Annotated in this window: 18 protein-coding genes and 1 pseudogene; 4 read left to right on the top strand and 15 right to left on the bottom strand. The window is 73.6% G+C overall.

Annotated features, from left to right (window positions below; genetic code table 11):
• Positions 1–17: 17 nt before the first annotated feature.
• The 6 genes from RM446_RS23645 to RM446_RS23620 all read right to left on the bottom strand — a co-directional run bounded on the left by RM446_RS23645 (position 18) and on the right by RM446_RS23620 (position 7,655).
• Positions 18–1,700: a (2,3-dihydroxybenzoyl)adenylate synthase gene (locus RM446_RS23645; protein WP_311547644.1), complete on the bottom strand. Its 1,683-nt coding sequence runs from the start codon at positions 1,698–1,700 to the stop codon at positions 18–20.
• 56 nt (positions 1,701–1,756) lie between these two features.
• The gene (locus RM446_RS23640; protein WP_311547643.1) at positions 1,757–2,950 is read right to left on the bottom strand and encodes an isochorismate synthase; all 1,194 of its coding nucleotides are present in this window, start codon (positions 2,948–2,950) and stop codon (positions 1,757–1,759) included.
• Positions 2,951–3,058: 108 nt separating this feature from the next.
• Positions 3,059–3,844 carry a 2,3-dihydro-2,3-dihydroxybenzoate dehydrogenase gene (locus RM446_RS23635; protein ID WP_311547642.1) on the bottom strand — a complete coding sequence of 262 codons (786 nt, stop codon included), beginning with the start codon at positions 3,842–3,844 and terminating at the stop codon, positions 3,059–3,061.
• Between the two features lie 346 nt (positions 3,845–4,190).
• A complete protein-coding gene (entS, locus tag RM446_RS23630) occupies positions 4,191–5,438 on the bottom strand; it encodes an enterobactin transporter EntS (RefSeq protein ID WP_311547641.1) in 1,248 nt (415 codons plus the stop codon).
• A 254-nt stretch (positions 5,439–5,692) separates the two neighbouring features.
• Complete coding sequence (locus RM446_RS23625; RefSeq protein ID WP_311547640.1) at positions 5,693–6,001, bottom strand: STAS domain-containing protein; 309 nt, start codon at positions 5,999–6,001, stop codon at positions 5,693–5,695.
• Positions 6,002–6,224: 223 nt separating this feature from the next.
• Positions 6,225–7,655 carry a sensor histidine kinase gene (locus RM446_RS23620; protein ID WP_311547639.1) on the bottom strand — a complete coding sequence of 477 codons (1,431 nt, stop codon included), beginning with the start codon at positions 7,653–7,655 and terminating at the stop codon, positions 6,225–6,227.
• 152 nt (positions 7,656–7,807) lie between these two features.
• Here RM446_RS23620 and RM446_RS23615 point away from each other — a divergent pair, with 152 nt between their 5' ends.
• Both RM446_RS23615 and RM446_RS23610 read left to right on the top strand, forming a co-directional pair.
• Positions 7,808–8,011, top strand: a complete 204-nt coding sequence (locus RM446_RS23615) for a hypothetical protein (protein ID WP_311547638.1) — start codon at positions 7,808–7,810, stop codon at positions 8,009–8,011.
• Between the two features lie 320 nt (positions 8,012–8,331).
• Positions 8,332–8,778, top strand: coding sequence for an SSI family serine proteinase inhibitor (locus tag RM446_RS23610; protein WP_311547637.1), 447 nt, complete (start codon positions 8,332–8,334; stop codon positions 8,776–8,778).
• Between the two features lie 103 nt (positions 8,779–8,881).
• On the opposite strand, the gene RM446_RS23605 is transcribed toward RM446_RS23610, so the two are convergent.
• The 8 genes and pseudogenes from RM446_RS23605 to RM446_RS23570 form a co-directional block, all read right to left on the bottom strand.
• A complete protein-coding gene (locus RM446_RS23605) occupies positions 8,882–9,649 on the bottom strand; it encodes a TIGR03943 family putative permease subunit (protein ID WP_311547636.1) in 768 nt (255 codons plus the stop codon).
• Positions 9,646–10,719 (bottom strand): permease, encoded by a 1,074-nt coding sequence (locus RM446_RS23600; RefSeq protein WP_311547635.1) that lies wholly within the window; start codon positions 10,717–10,719, stop codon positions 9,646–9,648. The genes RM446_RS23605 and RM446_RS23600 overlap by 4 nt, the downstream gene beginning before the upstream one ends.
• Positions 10,720–10,890: 171 nt before the next feature.
• Positions 10,891–12,291 (bottom strand): annotated as a pseudogene (locus tag RM446_RS23595) (DEAD/DEAH box helicase); the annotation flags it as partial.
• Positions 12,292–12,574: 283 nt separating this feature from the next.
• Positions 12,575–13,393: an enoyl-CoA hydratase/isomerase family protein gene (locus RM446_RS23590; RefSeq protein WP_311547633.1), complete on the bottom strand. Its 819-nt coding sequence runs from the start codon at positions 13,391–13,393 to the stop codon at positions 12,575–12,577.
• 332 nt (positions 13,394–13,725) lie between these two features.
• The gene (locus RM446_RS23585) at positions 13,726–13,932 is read right to left on the bottom strand and encodes a helix-turn-helix domain-containing protein (RefSeq protein WP_311547632.1); all 207 of its coding nucleotides are present in this window, start codon (positions 13,930–13,932) and stop codon (positions 13,726–13,728) included.
• Between the two features lie 377 nt (positions 13,933–14,309).
• Positions 14,310–15,908, bottom strand: a complete 1,599-nt coding sequence (locus RM446_RS23580; RefSeq protein ID WP_311547631.1) for an ABC-F family ATP-binding cassette domain-containing protein — start codon at positions 15,906–15,908, stop codon at positions 14,310–14,312.
• 221 nt (positions 15,909–16,129) lie between these two features.
• The gene (locus RM446_RS23575) at positions 16,130–17,500 is read right to left on the bottom strand and encodes an AI-2E family transporter (protein ID WP_311547630.1); all 1,371 of its coding nucleotides are present in this window, start codon (positions 17,498–17,500) and stop codon (positions 16,130–16,132) included.
• Between the two features lie 136 nt (positions 17,501–17,636).
• Complete coding sequence (locus tag RM446_RS23570; RefSeq protein ID WP_311547629.1) at positions 17,637–18,044, bottom strand: YccF domain-containing protein; 408 nt, start codon at positions 18,042–18,044, stop codon at positions 17,637–17,639.
• A gap of 251 nt (positions 18,045–18,295) precedes the next feature.
• Between RM446_RS23570 and RM446_RS23565 the strand changes: the two genes are divergently transcribed.
• Positions 18,296–18,946, top strand: a complete 651-nt coding sequence (locus RM446_RS23565; protein WP_311547628.1) for an MBL fold metallo-hydrolase — start codon at positions 18,296–18,298, stop codon at positions 18,944–18,946.
• 531 nt (positions 18,947–19,477) lie between these two features.
• Positions 19,478–19,777, top strand: coding sequence for a WhiB family transcriptional regulator (locus RM446_RS23560; protein WP_255430170.1), 300 nt, complete (start codon positions 19,478–19,480; stop codon positions 19,775–19,777).
• A 203-nt stretch (positions 19,778–19,980) separates the two neighbouring features.
• On the opposite strand, the gene RM446_RS23555 is transcribed toward RM446_RS23560, so the two are convergent.
• Positions 19,981–21,285, bottom strand: a complete 1,305-nt coding sequence (locus tag RM446_RS23555; protein WP_311547626.1) for a phosphoribosyltransferase family protein — start codon at positions 21,283–21,285, stop codon at positions 19,981–19,983.
• Positions 21,286–21,331 lie beyond the last annotated feature (46 nt).

Here is a 21,331-nt window from a genome sequence, read left to right as displayed (position 1 = left end):
GCGCGCTCCGGGGCTGTTCACTGCTGGGCGGTGGCCCGCGCGGGGGGCGGGGCGCCGGGCTCGGCCGGTGCGTGGGCGGCCCGCACCGCCTCGCGCAGCTCGCGGCGGCTGACCTTGCCGACACCGGTGGCGGGGAACGCGTCGACGAACTCCAGCCGGTCGGGGATCTTGTAGGCGGCCAGGCCGCGTTCGCGCAGGAACGCCAGCAGCTCGGAGCGGGCGGGCTCGGCGCCGCGCGGGACCACATAGGCGCAGGTGCGCTCGCCGAGGAACCGGTCCGGCACGGCGACCACGGCGGCGTCGTGCACGCCGGGGTGGGCCAGCAGGTGGTCCTCGACCTCGTCGGGCGCGATCTTCTCGCCGCCGCGGTTGATCTGGTCCTTGGCGCGGCCCTCCACGACGATGTGGCCGGTGGGCGTGGCACGCACCAGGTCGCCGGTGCGGTAGAAGCCGTCGGCGGTGAAGGCCCGGGCGTTGTGCTCGGGGGCGCGGTAGTAGCCGCGGATGGTATAGGGGCCGCGTGCCTGCAGCTCGCCGAGGCCGCCGGCGGCGACCTCGGTGCCGTCGCTGTCGACGACGCGGATCTCGTCGTCGGGCGAGATGGGCCGGCCCTGCGTGGCGACGACGACCTCCTCGGGGTCGTCGTGGCGCGTGTAGTTGACGAGCCCTTCGGCCATGCCGAAAACCTGCTGCAGCGTGCAGCCCAGCGTCGGGCGTACGCGGCGCGCGGCCTCGGGGTTGAACTTGGCTCCGCCGACCTGCAGTACGCGCAGGCTGGTCAGGTCCCGGTGGGCCTGGGAGCCGCCGTCGACGGCGTCCAGCCACAGCATCGCAACGGGCGGCACGACGGCGGTGTGGGTGACGCCCTCGGCCTCGATCGCGGCCAGGCAGGTGGCGGGGCTGGGGTCGGGGGCCAGGACGACGGTGCCGCCGGCGCTGAACACGCCGAGGAAGCCGGGCGAGCTCATCGGGAAGTTGTGCACCACGGGCAGCGCGGCGAGGTAGACGGTACCGGGGTCCAGCTCGCAGATCTCAGCGCTGGCGCGCACCGAGTAGAGGTAGTCGTCGTGGGTCCGCGGGATGAGCTTGGGCAGTCCGGTGGTGCCGCCGGACAGCTGGAGGAACGCGACCTCGGCGGGGTCGGGCCCGGCGGTGGTGCCGGGGCCGGCGCCGCCGCCCGCGCGGACCTCCTCCAGCGGCCTCATATGCGCCCGGCCGCCCGTGTCGCCCGCCACCAGGATGTGTTCGGGGCCGCCGGTCTCGGTGCGCACCCGCTCGGCCAGCTCGCGGTAGTCGAACCCGGCGTCGGTGTCGGCGACGACCAGCGCGGCGGCCTCGGTGAACGAGCACAGGTAGGAGATCTCGGCTCGGCGGTGGGCCGGCAGCGCGTAGACGGGCAGGGCGCCGAGCCGGAACAGGGCGAACGCGACTTCGAAGACCTCGGGGCGGTTGGGCAGCTGGACGACGACGCGGTCTCCGGCGCCGATGCCCAGGCGCGCCAGGCCGGCCGCCATGCGGTCGGCCCGGGTGTCGAGCTCGGCGTAGCTCCAGCGCTTCCCGGCGCCGACGACGGCGGTGCGGTCGGCGAAGCGGTCCGCGCGGTCGCGCAGGAACGCGCCGAGGGTCTCGCCCCTCCAGTATCCCCGGCGTCGGTAGCGTTCGGCGAATTCCGCGGGCCAGGGGGTGCATCCGGCGAGCATGGCTGTGGGCGGTCCCTTCCGGTTCCGGTCGGTGGTCGTCGGGCGGGCGGCGGGCGTCAGCGCTTGGGCGCGTCGATGGGCTGGTTGACCCCCAGGGCGAGCAGCAGGGTGCGCAGCTTCACGGAGGTCTCGGCGAGCTCGGCGTCGGGCGCGGAGTCGGGGACGATGCCCCCGCCCGCGAACAGGTCGAGGGTGTCGCCGGCGACGTCGGCGCACCGGATGGAGACGATCCACTCGCCGTCGCCGCGAGCGTCGGTGTAGCCCACGGCGCCGGTGTAGAAGCCGCGGTCGAACGGTTCGATCTCGCCGATAACCGCGCGGGCGGCGGCGGTGGGGCTGCCGCAGACGGCCGGGGTGGGGTGCAGCGCGGCGGCGAGCAGCGCCGAGGGGGTGTCGGGGTCGCGCAGCTCGCCGGTGATGCGGGTGGACAGGTGCCACAGGGTGGCGGTCTTGGCGAGCTCGGGCGCGGGGACGTCGAGGGTACGGCAGTAGGGGCGCAGCCCTTCGGCGACGGCGTCGGCGACGACGGCGTGCTCGTGGCGGTCCTTGGCCGAGCCGAGCAGCTCCACCGCGCTGCGCTGGTCCTTGCTGGGGTCGGCGCTGCGCGGCGCGGAGCCGGCCAGCGGGTTCGACACCACCCGACCGCCGCGCTTGGACACCAGCAGCTCGGGGCTGGTGCCGACGAGGGTGCGGGTTGCGCCGGCGGGTGCGGGCAGGTCGGCCGCGAAGGTGTGGCCGGCGGGGTCGCGCCAGGCGAGGTTGCTCAACAGCTGGCCGACGTCGACGGGGCCGGGGCCGCTCAGCCGCAGCGATCGGGCGAGCACGACCTTGGCGGGGCCGTCGCCGCCGCCGAAGGCCAGGCGTTTGAGGATGCGCTCGACACCTTCGGCGTGCTCGGCCGGGTCGGGCACGGGGCGCATGTCCCAGGGGCCGGGCAGCGGGCGCTGCCTGCGGTCGCCCTGCCCGCTTTCGGCCAGCGGGGGCGAGGTCCGCACCGAGGCTGGAACCACGAGGCGGCCGGGAGCTCCGGCGTCGAAGGGGATCGCGCCGACCGCGATCGGCCCGGCCGGGGAGTCGGCCGTCCCCCGGGCCAGCAGGTCGCCCACGTCCTCCAGCCGTTCGGCGACGGCGGCGGCGCCCTCGCCCAGAACGACACCGCTGGGGGTGGCGAGGAACGCGGCTTCGGGTCGGTAGGCGTCGAGGAGGTCTCCGGCCGCTTTCGCGGGGGGTTCGGTGCGCTGGTGGAACACCGGGGGCTCTCATTTCTGGCCGGCGCCGGGCTGTCGGCGGGCGGTCCACTGATCAGGTCGGAAGTGCGTAAACGGGCGGGGCGGCGGCGCGGAGGGCGCCGCGAGGGCTCAGGCGCGCAGAGTCGCACCGCCGTCGACGTAGAGGTCGTGCATGGTGATGTGGCGTGCGGCCGAGGAGGCGAGGAAGCAGACGGCTTCGGCGACGTCGGCGGGGTCGGCGATGCGTCCGAGGGGGATGCCCACCCTGAACTCCTCCGGCGCGCCGGCGATCACCCGGCGGGCGCCGTCGCCGCCGTCCCACATGCCGCGCTGCATGGGGGTGTCGGTCGACCCGGGCGAGACCACGTTGCAGCGGATGCCGCGGGGGGCGAGTTCGAGGCCGAGGGACTTGGTGAACATGGTCGCCGCGGCCTTCGAGGCGCCGTAGGCGGCCATGCCGGAGCGGGGCACTCCGGCGGCGTTGGAGCCCACGGTGGTGATGGTGCCCGAGCCCCGCGGCGCCATCCGCCGGGCGGCGGCGCGGGAGACGTTGAAGACCCCGGTGGCGTTGACGGCCAGGACGCGCTCCCACTCGGCGTCGGGGGTGTCGGCGACCTCGCCGGTGGCCAGCACCCCGGCCACGTTGACGGCGTGGCCGATGGGGCCGAGGTCGTGTTCGACGGCGTCGGCCATCTGTTCCACGGATGCGGAGTCGCGCACGTCGGCGGTGTAGAACCCGGCCTTGTGCCCGTCTGCATGCAGGTCGCCGACCAGCGAGGCCAGCGCGTCGGCGTCGAGGTCGGCGGCGGCGACGACCGCTCCCTCGGCGGCCAGCCGGGCCGCCACCGCCCGCCCGATCCCCCGGGCGGCTCCGGTCACCAGGGCGACGGTGCCCGCGATCCCGTTGTGGGACACGTCCCTCCTCCACGACAAGAAAAGGGTAAGCACACCTCACTAAGGCAATGCTTACCTAAGCGACTGCCCGCAAGTCTTGATCGGCGGAGCGCATCGTGTCAACCCTGTGAATTCCGACAAATGGAGCAAATGGAGTACATGTCACCCTGTGGCGGTGTCCGCAACATCTCACCCGACGTCCCGTCCGGCCCTGACCAGTGCTCGCTGCGCGATCCGGCAGCCGGGTAAGACCACTGTGGCGCCACCGACAGCAGTTTCGGCCGACACCCGGCGCCGAAGCCGGGTCCGAAACGGCCGCATCGAGCCCGCCCTTGCTCAGCGCACTCCGGCCGAGCTCAGCGGGAGGTCACGGGGCGTCGCCGGGCGGGGCTTTGGAGAGGTCGGCGCTGCGCAGGCCCGGCAGCAGCAGGGCGATCGCCGCGACGGCGACAGCGCAGGCCGAGCCTCCGGCGATGACCGCCGCCGACGGGCCGACGGCCTGGGCGAGCGCCCCGGCCAGAGCCCCGCCGGCGGCCGGACCGGCCGTCGCCAGGACCAGCCAGAATGAGCTCACGCGGCCCAGCAGCACGCTGGGCGTGTATCGCTGCATCAGCGCGCGCTGCAGGATCTCGGCGATGATCATGCCCATGCCGGCGAGTCCGAGCAGCACCAGCGCCGCCGCCAGGTCGCGGCTCGCCCCGAACCCCGCCATCGCCGCGCCCCACACGGCCCCCGCCGCGACCAGCGCGAGCCCCGGGCGCCGGATGCGCCCCGCCCAGCCGCTGAACAGCGCACCCAGGAAGGCGCCCACCGCCGGCGCCGAGTACAGCAGCCCCACGGTGCGCGCGTCGCCCAGCAGGACCCGCTCCCCCATCGCCGGAAAGACCGCGTAGGGCAGGGCAAGCAGCCCGCCGCACAGCTCCACCAGTAGCAGCCCCGCGATGACGCGGTGGCGGCGCGCGAAGCGCCACGCCTCCCGCAGTGCGCTCAGCGGGCGGCCCGCGTCCTCGCCGGCTGCGACCGGCAGGCGCGGCAGCGCCAGCATCAGCACCACCTGAACGGCCGTCGCGGCGCAGGTCGCGGCGTAGCAGGCGGCGACACCGGGACCGGCGACGATCAGGCCGGCCGCCGACGGCCCGAGCATGGTGGACACCTGCGTCGTGATGGCCGTCAGCGCGCCCGCCGCGGCCAACTGGTCGGGGCGCACGAGTGCGGGCGTCACCGCCACCAGCGCCGTCTCGCCCACACCGTCCACGGCGCCCAGAACCGCGGCGCAGGCGTAGACGGCCAGCACGCTGGGCCGGTCGGCCAGAGCGTTGAGCGCCAGCGCGGCGAAGACCCCCGCGGCGGCACCGCGGGCGGCCAGCAGCAGGACTCGCCGTTCCAGCCGGTCCGACAGCACGCCCCCCACCAGAGTCCCGGCGACCAGGGTCGTGCCCGCTACCGCGTTGACCGTGCCCACGGCCAGCGACGACCCCGTCAGCCGGTAGACCTGGACCGAGAGCGCGACCAGGGTCAAGCTCACCCCCATGAGGGCGACCACGCGCGAGGTGAACAGCACCCGGAAGGCGCGGCTGGAGCGCAGCGGGCCGAGGTCCAGCATGAGTCCGGGCACGTCGGCACTCCTTCGGTCCGGGCGGTCGGACGTCTCGGTGGGCGGTGCGTCTCGCGGGCGGCCTTCTGCCGCCCCCCGACCGCCGGCGCCGGAGGGGCGTGCAAGGCCGCGCGCCGGGCTCGTTCGCGGCCACGCTAGCGCCCGCGGCGCGCAGGCGCCGCGGCGCCCGCTGCTGTACGCGAGGCCACGTCGGGCGGGTGCGGCGCGCCCCCTGCGCGCACGCCGGACTCAGCGGGCGTCGGCGGCCGCGCGGCTCACTCCGGCGGGGTGCGGATGTCCATCGCCTGCTTCAAGCCGCTGTAGTGGAAGATGCGGTCGATCTTGCCGTGCGGGACGACGACGGTGAGGGTGCCGCCGCCGCGGACGAGTCGGCGGTGCAGGCGGGCCAGAGCGCCCAAACCCACCGAGTCGATGAAGGACAGCTCGGTGAGGTCGACGAGCATGCGGGGTCCGTAGACGATCTCGGCCGTGGCGGCGGTCTGCTCGAAGCGGTCCACGCTGGCGAGGTCGAGCTCCCCTTTCAGACGCATGACGGTGTGCCCGTCGCGGTCGCTGATACCCAAGTCCAAATGGCACATGAGGGCCTGTCCCGTTCCCGCGCCGCGCTGGTGCCCGCGGGCGCGTCCCGCCCGCCGAGCGCTGCCTGTCCTCGATCCCGCACCATTCTCCAGGCGTGCGGGTCCGGGAGGAACCGGATCGCCGGGACGAACGGCCGCCGCCGCGCGAACGCCCTGGCAGCCGCAGCCCTGCGGTCCGCGAGAAGCCGGCGGACCGCGGCGGTCGCGCTCACTGGCGGTCGCGGTCGCTTCCGCGGCCCCCGTCACGGTACAGCGGCAGGCGCAGCGTGAACACCGCACCGCCGAGCACGTCGCTCGCGCCCGCCTTCAGCGTCCCGCCCAGGGCCTGTGCGGTCTCCCGCGAGATGGCCAGGCCGAGCCCGGTGCCGCCGGGGTCGCGGCGGCGCGACTCCTCCAGTCGGGCGAACCGGTCGAAAATCCGCTCGCGGTCGTGCTCTGGTATTCCGTGGCCGTCGTCGTGCACGTGCAGCACCGCCCAGCCCTCCGGCTGGTCGCCGTGTCCGCCGCCACCCTCCGCCTCGTCCTCACGGGCGACGTCGACCAGCACGCGGCCCGCGGCGTGGCGCTCGGCGTTGGCCAGCAGGTTGACGAGCAGCCGGGCGAGTTGCAGGCGGTTGGCGAAGACGTAGGCCCCGCGCTCCACTCTGCTGTCGATGCGCAGCGATCCGCCCCGGCGCTCGACTTCCGCGGCCGCGAGTTCACCCAGGTCCACGAACTCGCCGGCGGCGGCCGCGTCGGCGTCCAGCCGGGCCAGCTCCAGCAGGTCGGCGACGATGCGCTCCAGGCGCAGCGTGTCCTCGAGGGCGGCGCGCAGCACTTCGGCCTGGTCGCCCCCCTCGGGATCGTCCAGTTCCAGCTCCAACCTGACGCGCAGCCCCGCGATCGGGTTGCGCAGCTCGTGCGAAGCGTCGGAGGCGAACCCGCGCTGGCGGTCCAGCGCGATATCCAGGCGGCGCAGCGTCTCGTTCGCCGTACGGGCGAGGGCGGCGATCTCGTCGCCGGTGCCGGGGACCTGCAGCCGCTTGTCCGGGTGGGAGGCGGTGATCCGCTCCAGCCCGCTGCGCACTTCCTCGACGGGCCGCAGGGTGCGGCCCACCTGCCACCACGAGATCCCCCCTACCGAAGCGAGCACGGCGAGCCCCAGTCCGATCAGGGCGAACTCCAGCAGCGGTCCCGCCAGCAGGTCCGAGCGCGGCACAGCGGCGTAGACGAGCACGTCGCCGTAGGCGGAGTCGGCGGACTCGTAGCCGACGACGGTCAGGCACCCGACCGGGTCGGCGTCGCACACGACGTCGCCGACGGGCCCGTTGGCGCGCCTGGGGACCGATCCGGTGAGCGCCTCGGTGGTCGGCGCCGCGCGACTAGAGGCGAGGACCTCCCCATCGGGGGAGACGACCTGGATCCGGATGACTCCCGCGCGCGCTCTGATCTCCCCCTCCAAGCGCCGGTTCTGGATGTCCACGGCGACCTCGCGGGCGGCCTCACCGGCTTCGAGTGTCTGCTCGCGTTCGATGACGGCGCGGATGAGAAGGCTGGTCGCGGCGATGGCGAAGGCGAGGATGACGGCTGCGGCCACGACGGAGCCGGCGGTCGTGCGTGCGCGGATCGACCGCGGCCGCTTGCGCGGGAAGATCGCCATGGGCCTTCGAGCCCTCCGTCGTCTCGCCTGCGGTCGTGCCCGGGTCCTTCCCCCCCGCGTCCGGGCTGAACGCGCAGGCGGTGCAAAGGACGGCAAAGCCGGAGGCGGCCGCCTCGTCCGTTCGGGGCCGCGGCCTCTGGCAGGGTGAGTGCATGGACGACATGCGCGACGCCCTGCTCGCCAAGTACGACGCGGCGTGCACCACCACATGCCACTACTGTCCCTGTCCGCTGCCGCCCGAGACGGTGCGCTGCCGGCTCTGCGGCCGCCTCCAGGAACGGGGCGGCGCGTCGTCCGCCCCTGCGCCCGCGCAGGGCCGGGGGAAGGCGCAGGAGCAGGCGCCGGCCCGCGCCTAGAGATCGCTGATTCTCCGCCGGAGCCCGGCCACCGGGGGTGGACCCCACACAGACCGGTCCGGTGCCCCGACCCCGCCGATCTTGTAGCCATCGTGAGGGGAAATCGCTTTCCATCACGATGGCTACAAGATCGGCGGGGTTGTGCCGGTGCGGCCGCAGTACGCGCCCGGTGGCGGGCCCCTCCGCCGATCCGCGCCATCGCCCGGGCGACACAGGCGCCCGATCGCCCGAAAAACCGGCGGGGACACGTTGTGTCGCGGTTCAATTGCCGTATGCAACGAACCGATCGCGGGGCTGGACGGCCCCGGTCAGGAGGAAACATGCGGAACCGACGCACAGCGGTGCTCCTCGCACTGATCACCGGGCTGGCGGCACTGGCGCCGAGCGCCTACGCCGAGGAGGGCGCTGCCGAATCCGCCGGCTCGCCGAACAGCGCGGCGCACATGCCCGGCGCCGCGATGCGGCTGTCGGCGGTCCGGCCCCAGGAGAACACGACCGATACCACTACGCTGCACTGCCGCCCCGCCGGCGGCTCGCACCCGGATCCCGCGGCGGCCTGCGCTGCGCTGGACCGCGCCGGGGGCGATTTCGACGCGCTCGGCGAGACATCGCCGCAGACCACGATGTGCACCATGCAGTACGCGCCGGTGCGGGTCCGGGCCAGCGGCGTGTGGCAGGGGCGGACCGTGGACTACACCGAGACCTTCAGCAACGCCTGCGTCGCTGCCGCCGAGACCGCCGGGGTGTTCGACTTCGAGCCGCGCTGAACCGTGGGTCCCGGACCGGGGCCGGGACCGTCCGACGGCTGCCGCCCGCCGCGCGCCGAGGGCCTGTTCGCGCCTTCACCGCGGCGGCCGGCGGCGCGCTCGGCTACTCGTAGGGGTCGGGCGGGTTCTCGACGCCGTCCATGGTCTCCACCGTGAACCTGTGGTTGCGGACGCTGCGCAGGTCCCCCTCCGGCGGCTGCCAGGTCCCCTCGACCCGCCACCAGCTGTCCTCCTCGGGTTCGGGGCGGTTGGTGATCAGCACCCGGTTGACGATCGCGTCCGCCGCGCAGCAGGCCATCTGCAGCCGCGCCAGGTACCAGCCCTCACCTTCGGGGTTGGCAACGGCGAACCCGGTCAGGCGGACGGTGCGCCCCTCCAGGGTCCGCTTCTCGTCGGTCCAGGCCCGGCCGATGAACTCCTGGATCTTCATCTCGACGGGGCCGTTTTCGGCGGAGCCGCCGAGATCGCCGAGGTCGCCGCCCCCATCGGACCCGCTGCTACTCGGCGGCGGCGCCGACGCGGCGTTCTCGGCGGTGTAGGAGCCCAGGGCCGGCGGCGCGACGACGAAGACCGCGATCACCGGCAGGAGCAGCAGCCACGCGACCCGCGGGGTCCCGTGACCGTGGTCGTCGGAGTCGGCGCGGCTGCCGGACGCGGGTGCCGTTTCGGGGCCCGGCAGGCCCCTCAGCGCCGCGCGCGCCTCGCCGGCGATCACCGATACGCCCAGCACGCCCAGGGCCGCACCCGCCGCAATCAAGAACGGGCGGAACCCCGGTTGCACGTAGTTCAGGTAGAGGTCGCTGAAGGCCGAGCTGCTCAGCGCGCCGGCGCCGAGCAGCAGCAGGACGATGCCCTGGGCGGTCCTGTTCACAGCAGCAGCCCTCCGATCACGAAGGTGAAGACGAGCGCGGCCGCCAGGGTCAGTGGCACGAAGCGGCGCACGAAGGACCATCCGAACGTGCCGCCCTGCAGCGCGATGAGCTTGAGGTCGACCATCGGCCCCACGACGAGGAAGGCGAGCTTGGCGGTCGGCGAGAACTCGGTGAGGCTGACGGCCACGAAGGCGTCGGCCTCGGAGCAGACCGACAGCACGACGGCGAACAGGGCCAGCGCCAGCACCGAGAGGACGGGCCTGTCAGCGACCGCCGCCACCCACTCGCGGGGCACGACCACGTTCACGGTCGCCGCGGCCAGACCGCCCAGCACCAGGAACCCGCCGGCGTGCATCAGGTCGTGCAGCATCGACTCGCGGAACACCTGCAGCCGCGGGGCGTCGGGGTCGTGGTCGGCGCGCGGCGGGCGCAGCCAGTCGGTGCGGCCCAACCGGGCCCACACCCACCCCACGGTCACGGCGGCGCCGAAGGAGGCCGCCAGCCGCGCCAGCACCATCTCGGGCTGTCCGGCGAAGGCGACGGCCGTGGCCACCAGCACCACCGGGTTGATCGCGGGCGCGGCCAGCAGGAACGTCAGCGCCGCCGCCGGCGCCACGCCCCTCTTCATCAGCCCGCCGGCCACCGGGACCGACGCGCACTCGCACCCGGGCAGCACCATCCCTGCGGCGCCGGCGGCGGGCACCGCGGCGAAGGGGTTGGCCGGCATGACGCGGCGGTAGAACGATGCGGGCACGAAGGCGGTCAGCGCCGCCGACAGCGCGACGCCGAACACCAGGAACGGCAGCGCCTGCAGGCTGATCGCGGTGAACACGGTCGCCCAGGCCAGGAACACCTCACTGGTTAGCCGGTCCGACAGCCAGGCGTTGCCCGCCGCCAGGACCACGGTGAACAGCGCGAAGACCCAGACCGTTGCAAGGCGCCGCGGACCGCGCGGCCTGCCCCAGTCGCTCGGCGGCAGGCCGCCGTCGGGCTCGTCCCAGCCGGTGGCCAGGGAGTCGCCCAGAGAGGCGCGGACGGCTGGTGCGGAGGCACCCGGGCGTTCGGGCACGCTGGTACTCCGTGGAACTCGAAAGCGGGGCGCGTCGCCCAGGGCGACGTCGGCGACGGACCGTCGCCGGTTCCACGCATCGTACCGGAAACGGTTTTCATCTCGCGCGCCGTGCGCAGGGGGCCGCCGCGTGTGCCGCCTATGCGGCCTCTAGACCCGACCCTGCGCGGCGGAACCGCTGTTGGGGCGCTCCCCGCGGTACGGCTTGCGGGGACGGTTGTCGCGGCGGGCGTGCTCGCCGTTGCGGCGGCGGGCGGAGTCGTCGCGAGGGCCGTCGCGGCGCTCGCCCCGCTCTCCGCGGGGGCGGGGGTTGTTGCCACCGCGCCGGCGGGGGCCTCCTCCGCCGCGGCCGCGGCGGGGACGCTCGGGCTCGGGCGGCTCGATCCAGGGCTCCCACGAGGGCTCGCGGGCGCCGGTGACCTCGCCGAGCAGGACGTCTCCCGGATTGACCAGGTGCTGCTCGGCCCGCACTCCGGCGTCGCCGAGCAGGCGGCGCGCCAGGCGCCGCTGGTTCGGCGCGACGAGCGAGACCACGCGGCCCGACTCTCCAGCGCGGGCGGTGCGGCCGCCGCGGTGCAGGTAGTCCTTGTGCCCGGTGGGCAGGTCGACGTTGACGACCAGGTCGATGCCGTCGACGTGGATGCCGCGCGCGGCGACGTCGGTGGCCACCAGCGTCTGCACGCGGCCTTCGCGGAACTTGGCCAGCGTCTTGGTGCGCACGCTCTGGGTCTTGCCGCCGTGCAGCGACGCCGCGGGCACCCCGGCGGCTACGAGCTGCTCGCTGATCGAGTCGGCGCGATGCTTGCTGCGCACGAACAGGAGCGTTCGCCCGTCGCGTGCCGCGATCTCGGTGATGATGCGGTTCTTGTCGCGCGGCAGCACCTTGAGCAGGTGGTGCTCCATTGTGGCGACGTGGGAGACCGGCGGGTCCACCGAGTGGGTGGAGGGCTCCTTCATATAGCGGCGGACGAGCTTGTCGACGTCGCCGTCGAGCGTGGCGGAGAACAGCAGCGTCTGCCCGCCGGAGGCGACCTGGTCGAGCAGCGTGGTGACCTGCGGCATGAAGCCCATGTCGCACATCTGGTCGGCCTCGTCGAGCACACACAGCTCGACGTCGCCCAGGTCGCAGGCGCCCTGCTCGATCAGGTCGGTCAGTCGGCCGGGTGTGGCGACCAGCACCTCGATGCCGCGGCGCAGCTCGTTGATCTGGCGGGTGTAGGAGCTGCCGCCGACGACGTCGCCGATGCGCACACCGAGCAGCCGCCCGTAGTCGGTCAGCGCGTCGCGCACCTGGTGCGCGAGCTCGCGGGTGGGCACGAGGACCAGGGCGCGGGGGCGGCGGGAGGCGGCGCGGCGCTCAGCGGCGCGCACCAGCAGCGGGAGCCCGTAGGCGAGCGTCTTGCCCGATCCCGTGCGACCGCAGCCGAGCACGTCGCGGCCTGCCAGCGCATCCGGGATGGCGGCGGCCTGGATCGGGAACGGCGTCGTGACGCCTTCCTGCGCGAGCCTGTCCACGATCGAGTCGGGCAGTCCGAGTTCGTCGAAGCCAGGGCATGCGGCATTGTCCGTCAAGTGACGTAAACCTTCCTCATAGATCGGCGGCGTTTCGAGGAAGGCTCCGCGGCCACTGCGGAGAGATCGCCCAAACGCGCCGGATAACGCGACCGGGGGTCATAGAGGGCCCCGGTGCCAGGCGGCCCGGCGCGCCGGATGCGCGCAGCACGGATCGACCGCCTCGTGCAGCGTACTAGAGACCGGTCGCGGTCCGTGCACGATACGGTCGCGGGCCGCGGTGATCCGCCCCTCAGTCGGGCGCGCCGCGCCCCGGAAGCGGGCGCGGGCGCGGCGCGGAAAGTCAGCCGCGGGCGGCTTGGGCCGCCATCGCCGTGAGGCGGCCGGCCTGCGCGCGCCGTTCCGCGACCGCCTGCTCCTCCAGCGTGCGTCCGGGCGCGCCGCGCAGCAGCTCCTTGGTAGCGGTCGCCGCCTCGCGCGGCACGGCCAGCAGGGCGGCGGCGAGGTCGTCGACGGCGGCGTCCAGCTGGGCCCCCTCGACGACGAGCTCGGCCAGGCGCAGCTCTCGCGCCTCGGCGGCGGAGACGGTGCGGGCGGTCAGGCACAGCTCCATGGCGCGGTTGGCGCCGACCAGGTCGACCAGGGGCTTGGTGCCGGTGAGGTCGGGCACCAGGCCCAGCGCCGGCTCCTTCATGCACAGCTGCGCGTCGTCGGCGAGGACCCGCAGGTCACAGGAGAGGGCGAGCTGGAACCCGGCCCCGATGGCATGGCCGCGGACGGCGGCCACCGTGACGATGTCGGGCCGGCGCAACCAGCGGAAGCCCTCCTGGTAGCCCGCGATGACCGTGTCGAGCTCGGCATCGTCGGCGCTCCCGTCGGCGATGCGGTCCACAAGGGAGGTCTCGCCCTCGACCCCGCCGGGGCGGAACATGTTCAGGTCGATGCCGGAGGAGAAGGAGGGGCCTTCACCCTTAATAACAACAATACGGACAGAGTCGGACAGCGTCTGGCCGACATGGGCCAGCGCCTCCCAGGTACGCCCTGTCATCGCGTTGCGACGCTCGGGGCGCGCCAGCGAGACCGTGGCGACCTCGCCGGTCACCGACAGTCGCAGCCCCGCCGCCTCCAGGTCGCCCTCGGCGACCCCGCCCGGCCCTGCCATGCGCACCTCCGCACCGTCCCTCGCCCGTGCCGCGCGGCGGCTTCGGGCGCCTCCTTCTACCGTCGGCCCACCCTAGAGCGCCGGGGTTCGGCCGGCGGTACGGGGGCGGCCCTTTGGCGGGCCGCGTCCTCCGCGGGCGCCCGGCCGATGCCGGGGGCATTCCCGTGCGCTCCCCCGGGACCGGGGCAGGCCCGCTTCATGGTGGCGGGAGCGCGTCGTGCGGTGCCGGGGCGCCGCGCGGAGGTTGGGCGGGCCGCGCCGGAGGGTTCCGGCAGGCCAGAGGAGCGGGGTTCCATCCGCCGAAGGGGCGCGGGGACGGAACCGGCGCCGGGTCAGCCCCGGCGGGTGGCGCCTCCGCGACCGCGGAGGGTGACTCCGGCCTCGGTCAGCAGCCGGTGGACGAACCCGTAGGAACGGCCGGTGGCGGCCGCCAGCGAGCGGATGCTCTCGCCTTCGTCGTAGCGTCTCTTCAGTTCACTCGCCAGTTCCGAGCGTTCCGCGCCCGTCACGCGGGTGCCCTTCTTCAGGGTCTCGGCCACAGCGTCCTCCCGTGCTCATGGGTGATCAACGCGACAATGAATGCCCATGATCAGCCATGCGGAAGCACGTGGCTACCCGTAGCCGCCGCGACGGAACGGCCCGGAGGCAGCGGGCGGGTTTCGGCCAGAACCAAAACGAGGCCACATCTCCGGCCGCGACAACCCGGGGCCGGAGTTCGCGTCCTCCGCTGCGCGCGGGGGCCGGTGCGCCGCCTCGGAGACCGTCGGGCACCCGGCGGCCACGCGCCTGAAGTCGGGATATCACCGTTGATCTTGTAGTTATCGCAAATGGAAATCGTTTTCCTTCACGATAGCTACAAGATCAACGGGGGTTGAGCCCCGAGGGGCCGGTGATCGCCCGTCTACCCAGCAGTCCGTCAGGCCAGGGTGATCAGGTCGGCGAACTCCGCGTTCCACATGTCCTCGGCACCGTCGGGAAGCAGGATGACCCGCTCGGGGGCGAGGGCCTCGACCGCCCCCTCGTCGTGGGTGACCAGTACGATGGCACCCTTGTAGGTGCGCAGCGCGCCGAGGATCTCCTCGCGGCTGGCGGGGTCGAGGTTGTTGGTGGGCTCGTCCAGCAGCAGCACGTTGGCGCTGGAGACCACCAGGGTCGCCAGAGCGAGCCGGGTCTTCTCGCCGCCGGAGAGCACACCTGCGGGCTTGTCGACGTCGTCGCCGGTGAACAGGAACGAGCCCAGCGTCCGGCGCGCCTCGACCTCGGGCAGATCGGGGGCCGCCGCCACCATGTTCTCCAGCACCGAGCGGGAGGTGTCGAGGGTCTCGTGCTCCTGGGCGTAGTAGCCCAAGCGCAGGCCGTGCCCCGGCACCACTTCGCCGGTGTCGGCCTTCTCGACCTCGGCCAGCAGCCGCAGCAGCGTGGTCTTGCCAGCGCCGTTGAGGCCGAGCACGACCACCCGGCTGCCTCGGTCCACGGCCAGGTCCACGCCGGAGAAGATCTCCAGCGACCCGTAGGACTTGGACAGCCCTTCTGCGGCCAGCGGGGTGCGTCCGCAGGGGGCCGGGGCGGGGAAGCGCAGCTTGGCCACCCGGTCGGCCTTGCGTTCACCCTGGACGGAGCTGCGAATGCGTTCGGCGCGGTTCTCCATCTGGTGGGCGGCGCGCGCCTTGGTGGCCTTGGCCCGGAAGCGGTCGGCCTGCTTCTCCAGCGCGCCCGCCTGCTTCTCGGCGTTGGCGATCTCCCGCTTGCGGCGGCGCTCGTCGGCCTCGCGCTGGACCTGGTAAGCGCGCCAGCCCATGTTGTAGACGTCGATGACGCACCGGTTGGCGTCGAGGTAGAAGACCTTGTTCACCACGTCCTCGACCAGTTCGACGTCGTGGCTGATGACCACCAGTCCGCCCTGGTGGCCCTTGAGGAAGTCGCGCAGCCAGATGATGGAGTCGCCGTCGAGGTGGTTGGTGGGCTCGTCCAGCAGCAGCGTGTCGGCGCCGCTGAACAGGATCCGGGCCAGCTCGATTCGGCGCCGCTGGCCGCCGGAGAGCGTGCCCAGCGGCTGGCCGAGGACGCGATCGTCCAGCTTGAGGCTGCTGGCGATCGAGGCCGCCTCGGACTCCGCGGCGTAGCCGCCCATCACGTGCAGGTGTTCCTCGGCCCGGGCGTAGGCGCGTCCCGCGCGCTCGCGGTCCTTGGGGTCGTCGCTGCCCATCCGCTCCTCGGCCCGGCGCATCCGGCGCAGCGCGTCGTCGATGCCGCGGGCGGAGAGGATGCGGTCGCGCGCGAGCTCGTCGGGGTCGGTTGCGCGCGGATCCTGCGGCAGGTAGCCCACCGATCCGCTGGCGGTGACGCCGCCGGCGGAGGGGGCGTCCTCACCGGCGAGCACCTTGGTCAGCGTGGTCTTGCCCGCGCCGTTGCGCCCCACCAAGCCGCAGCGGTCGCCCGCGGCGACGCGCAACGAGGTGGGCTCCAGCAGCAGCCGGGAACCCACACGCAGTTCGAGGTCAGAGGCGATCAGCATGGCAGGACAAACCTTCTGGGGACAGGAGATGCGGGCGGTGGCGGTGCGGGCGGCGCGCGGCGCGGGCTGGGCCGCGCACGCATCACGGGAGCAAACACGGGATCGCACGCACGCGACCACACTAGTGCCCGGAGGGCAGCGCGCGCTTGAGCGGCGCCATTCCCGGGTTCGCCGCGCCGGGCCGCCCGCGCCCGCCCCCCTGCGGTCGCGGGCGGCCCGGTCTACGGCTGGGCCGATTCGCCCTCGCCCGGCTCGGGTCCGTGATCGGGGTCGGCGGCGGACCCGTCGGCGCCGGCGTCCGCCGTTCGGCCCGACACGGTCCCCTCGCGTTCGGCCGGGGCGCGCCGGCCGCCGCCGTGCTCTGCCGAGGCCTCTGAGGACGCGACCTCGCTGGGCCTGCCTCCGGCCCCGGCGTAGTGGCCGCTCCGCGCCGCCTCCACCAGCGGGCGGTTGCGCAGCAGGGCCGCCAGCACGGCCACCACCGGGGTGGCCAGGAACATTCCGGCGATCGCACCGAGGATCCCGCCGATGGTGATCACCAGCAGGACCACGGCCGAGGGCAGCTCCAGCGCCTTGCCGTAGACGCGCGGCGCGAAGACGTGGCTCTCAAGCTGCTGAACGACCACTACGACCGCGACGACCAGGATCGCGATGATCCAGCCCTCGGTCACCAGGGCCACCAGCGCCGCCAGCAGCCCGGTCAGGAAGGCACCGATGACCGGCAGGAACGCGCCGACGAAGGTCAGCACGATGAGCGGGATGGCCAGCGCCGGGTCGATCAGGAAGACGAGGAAGAGCCCGATGCCCACAGCGTCGATGAGCCCGACCAGCGCCACGCCGCGCACGTAGCGCCCCATCACCCCGTAGGCGATCTCCGAGGCCGCCTTGATGGAGGCGCGCGACTGGCGCGGGAACAGCGAGCGCACCCACTCCATCAGCAGGTCGCCGGAGTGCACGAAGTAGACGGTCAGCACGACGATGAGGATGACGCCCAGCAGGATCTCCAGGACGGTGGTGCCGGCCACCCAGGCCTGGCTGACCCACTGCGACCAGTCCTCCTGCATGCGGGATCGGAGTTCGCGCTCGGCCGCCTCGATCGTGGTGGCCGCGAGGTCGGGGTTGAGCCCGAACGTCTGCAGGTACCTCGGCAGGTCGTTGATGGCCTGGTCGACGCTGTCGACGAGGCCGGCGAAGCCGGAGATCGCGGGCTGCACGATCAGCGTGATCACGCCCGCCAGCAAGACCAGGGCGCCCACGCACGCGACGGCCGTGGAGGAGCCGCGGCCCATGCCCTTGCGCCGCATCCAGTTGGTCGGCGGCATGAGCAGCGCGGTGACGAACACCGCCAGAATCACCGGGATGGTGACGATCCTGATGTAGACCAGCCCGTAGACGATGAGGACCGCGACGACCCCGATGAGCAGCAGCCGCCAGGCGACGTTGCCCATCCGCACCAGCATGTTGTCCGGCTCCGGCGGATGGGGGTCGGCAGCGGGCTCGGGCGCCGCGGCGGCAGGCGGCTCGGAGGGCGCGGCGCGCGGCGCGCGCCTCCGCTTCAGCAGCGACCACTCCCACGGCCGTGTCAAACGCACGTCTTCCCCCTACTTCCGATTCCAGACCGCGCAGGTGGCGGCCCGCCTCGCGCCCGATCAGCCGAAGTTACCGCATCACGGGCCTCGGATCCCGGCCTCGCGGCGCCGCCTTTCCGGCACCGGCCGATCCCGGAGGTCACAGCTGCCACGGCTCCCGCGGGTGATCGCTGTCGACGATCTCGTTGCCGAACGGAGCCAGCGCCACGGGGATCATCTTGAGCGACGCCCACGCCATCGGAATGCCGACGACGGTCACGGCCAGCCCGACCGCTGCGGCGATGTGGCCCAGGGCCAGCCACCAGCCGGCGACGATCAGCCAGACGACGTTGAGCAGGGTGCTGCCCCCGCCGGCGCCCGGTTTGCGGGAGAGCTCCCGGCCGAAGGGCCACAGCGCGTAGTTGGCCATCCGGAACGACGCGACGCCGAACGGGAACGTGATGACGAGCAGGCAGCAGACGACGCCTGCCAGGACGTAGCCCAGGGCCAGCCACAGGCCGGCCACGAAGAGCCAGACGACGTTGAGGATCAGGCGGAGCAGTGCCACTGGTTTCGCATCCCTTTCAGATCGGCCGCGGCCGCCGGGCGGGCGGCCGCGGTTCGCGGGGCCGGGTGGCCTTCTACCCGCATACGACGGTGGTTGTGCGCGGCGTGTTCCGCCGTGCCGCCCCGAAGAGTCCCCTAGGGGACGGGGCGCGGCGCGTCCCCTGCCCGGCAGCGCCGTACGCAGGCTCTCGGCCACCGCGGCGGCGCTGCGGATTTGGGGAGAGGGCGCCAGGGCGCGTTAGGATCGGCGACGTGCGTATCACCAAGCTGGGACACAGCTGCGTGCGCCTGGAGCGCGCCGGCGCCGCTCTGGTCATCGACCCGGGCGGCTTCAGCGAAGCCGACGCAGCGGTCGGCGCCGACGCCGTCGCGATCACGCACGAGCACCCCGATCACTTCGATCTCGACCGGCTGCGGGCCGCCGCCGCGGCAAAGCCCGGTCTGGAGGTCTACACCCACGCGCGGATCGCCGAGCAGCTCGGCGAACTGCGCGACGCCGGCGCCCGCGTGCACACGGTGGCCCACGGCGAGACCGTGACCGCGGCCGGCTTCGACGTCCACGTCTACGGTGAGCGCCACGCGGTCATCCACCCCGACATCCCCGTGGTCGCCAACATCGGGTTCCGGGTGGCCGACCCCGAGCGCGCGCTGTTCCACCCCGGCGATGCGCTGACCGTCCCCGAGGATCCGGTCGACACGCTGCTGCTTCCCGTGCAGGCGCCCTGGTCGAAGGTGTCCGAGGTGATCGACTACCTGCGCGAGGTGCGCCCCGCCAAGGCACTGGCCGTGCACGACGGCCTGCTCAACGAGGACGGCGCCGGCGTCTACGCCAAGAACCTCGAGCGCTTGGTCCCGCAGGTCGACTTCCGGCGCGTGCAGCCGGGAACCGCCGACGCGGTCTGACCCGCGCCGGGGGAATTCCGCCCCGCCGCAGGCCCGTGTCGGCGGGCGGCAGCGGACGCGTACGCGCGGCCGCGACCGCAATGTGATCGGCTCATCACGCCCCGACCCTAGGCAGGCGCGCCTCCGATCAATACGATGATCAGTATCCGGATTGATCGGAGTCGGACATCCGGACGCTCGCGAATCGTCGCCGAAATCGGACATAAGACCAAACATTGGTCAGTCGAGATCGGATTCGGTAACGGTTGGGCGAGTAATTTTCCCACCCCCCGTGCGCGAGCGGGAGTGGGGATGGCATGATTACGTACCGGCTCGCAGGGAGGGCGTCATCGCCTCCCCGGCCGTTTCGTGTGAGCGCCCTGCCGGTTTCGGCGGTCTGGCGCCGTGGTCTGCACCACACCCGGGAACACCGAGGCAACGCATGGCGTTCACGCCGTGCGGGGTTGCTCACGCTGTATGACGTATGACTGCTTGTTTCTAACCCTGTCTTCCCAACAGCTTACTAGTGATTTCAGTAGAGGTGGTTCAACCATGTCTCAGGTACGCCGGCAGGCCACGCTGCGCCCCCGCCCGCACTGGGGGTGGCAGGATGCCGCCGCGTGCCGGGGCGAGGACCTTGTGCTCTTCTTCGGCCCCGACGGCGAGCGCCAGCCGGAGCGGGAGATCCGCGAGCGCAAGGCCAAGGAGATCTGTGCTCAGTGCCCTGTCCGTACCGAGTGCCTCGACTACGCGATCTCGCGACCCGAGAAGTACGGTACGTGGGGCGGCCTGAACGAAGACGAGCGCGCGTCCGAGCGCCGGCGCCGAATGCGTCGTGCCAACGCCGCCTGATCCGATCCCTCCGCCCTTCCCGGGCTGGACCGGCGGCGGACGACGTCCCGAGACAACAGTTCTCTGAAGCGGCCCCCGGCCACGCTTACCCGCGGCGCCCCGACGATTCCGTCGAGGGCGCCGCGGGTTTTCACGTCCCTGTATCCGGGACCCGGTGTCCCCGGCGCGCGCACCGCCGCGCGGCGCGGTCGCGCTCTCGCCCTTCACAGGTGGTGCTCGAACCAGTCGGCGGCCGCGGCGCCGACGCCGCGCCAGGCTGCCGCGCCGGAGAGCAGCCCTTCGGCACCGGCGACCGCACGGACCTCGCCCGGCCCGCTGGTGCGCCTCAGTGCCCATTCGGCCAGTTCACGGACGAACGAGTCGGAGCCCTGCACCAGTGCCAGCACCGGTGCGCGCACCCGGGCCAGCGCCTCGCCCGCCGCGTCCGGTCGGCCGCCGTTGAGCACCACCGCCGCGATGTCGGCGGGATGGTCGGCGGCCGCCCGCAGCGCCGCGGGCGCGCCGCGGCCCGAACCCAGCACGCCGACGCGCCCTTGGGCGGCCTCGGTCGAGCGCCGGAGCCAGCCGACCGCGGCGGCGAGCCTGTCGGCGGCCTCGGTTGCCGACACCTCCGACAGCGCCTCTCCGGCCGCCTCTTGGCGGCGGGCCTCGTCGGGCGTGAGCAGATTCAGCAGCAGGGTGGCATAGCCCGCCCGGCCCAGTCCGGCGGCGACCGCGCGCTGCACCGGGTCCTCGCGGCCGTGCTCCACGGCGACCACGACGGTGGCGCGCATGCCGGCGACGGTGGCCAGTTCGGCGTCGAGGTGGACCTCGCCGGCGCGGATGCGCACGGCGCGGGAGGGCGTCGCCGCGGTGTCCCGCGGATCGCTGATCAGCGCGGTGACCTCCTCGTCGGTGAGCTGTCCGAAGTCGCGGTACCACTCACCCACCGCGCGGAAGTTGTCGGGGACGGTCAGGGCGACGACGCGGTCCGCCTCGTCGGCCAGCGCGTCGAGGGCGGCCTGCGCGGCGACCGGGACGGCCAGCAGCAGCCGCGCGGGGCTCCTGCGGCGGACCGTGCGCAGCGCCGCGCGCGCCGTACCGCCGGTGGCGACGCCGTCGTCGACGACGACCACATCGCGGCCGCGCAGCTGCGGCGCGGGGCGCCCGCACCGGTAGAGCTCCAGCCGCCGCTCCAGCTCCGCCCGCTCCGCGGCCACGGTGTGGGCGAGGTCCTCGCGGGTCAGCCGCAGCCTGGCCAGCGCCGTGTCGTCGTAGCAGGCGTGCCCGCCCTCGGCGACGGCGCCTACGCCCAGCTCGGGGTGGCCCGGAACGCCGATCTTGCGCACGACGACGACGTCCAGCGGGATGCGCAGCAGCCGGGCGAGCTCGGCGCCGACCGGGACACCGCCGCGTGGCAGAGCCAGCACCACCGGGGCCTCGGACACGTGCGGGCGCACCCGCTCGGCGAGGCGCCGCCCGGCCTCCGACCGATCGGTGAAAGGCAGTGAAACGGGCAGCGGATTCATAGGCACTCCGGCGCTTCGCTCCCATCGCCGCCGTGTGGCGGAAAAG

This window comes from Streptomonospora wellingtoniae (genome assembly GCF_031845375.1).
Classification (GTDB): Bacteria; Actinomycetota; Actinomycetes; order Streptosporangiales; family Streptosporangiaceae; genus Streptomonospora; species Streptomonospora wellingtoniae.
Note: the sequence above shows the minus strand (reverse complement) of the source record. Positions and strands in the feature narration are given on the sequence as shown.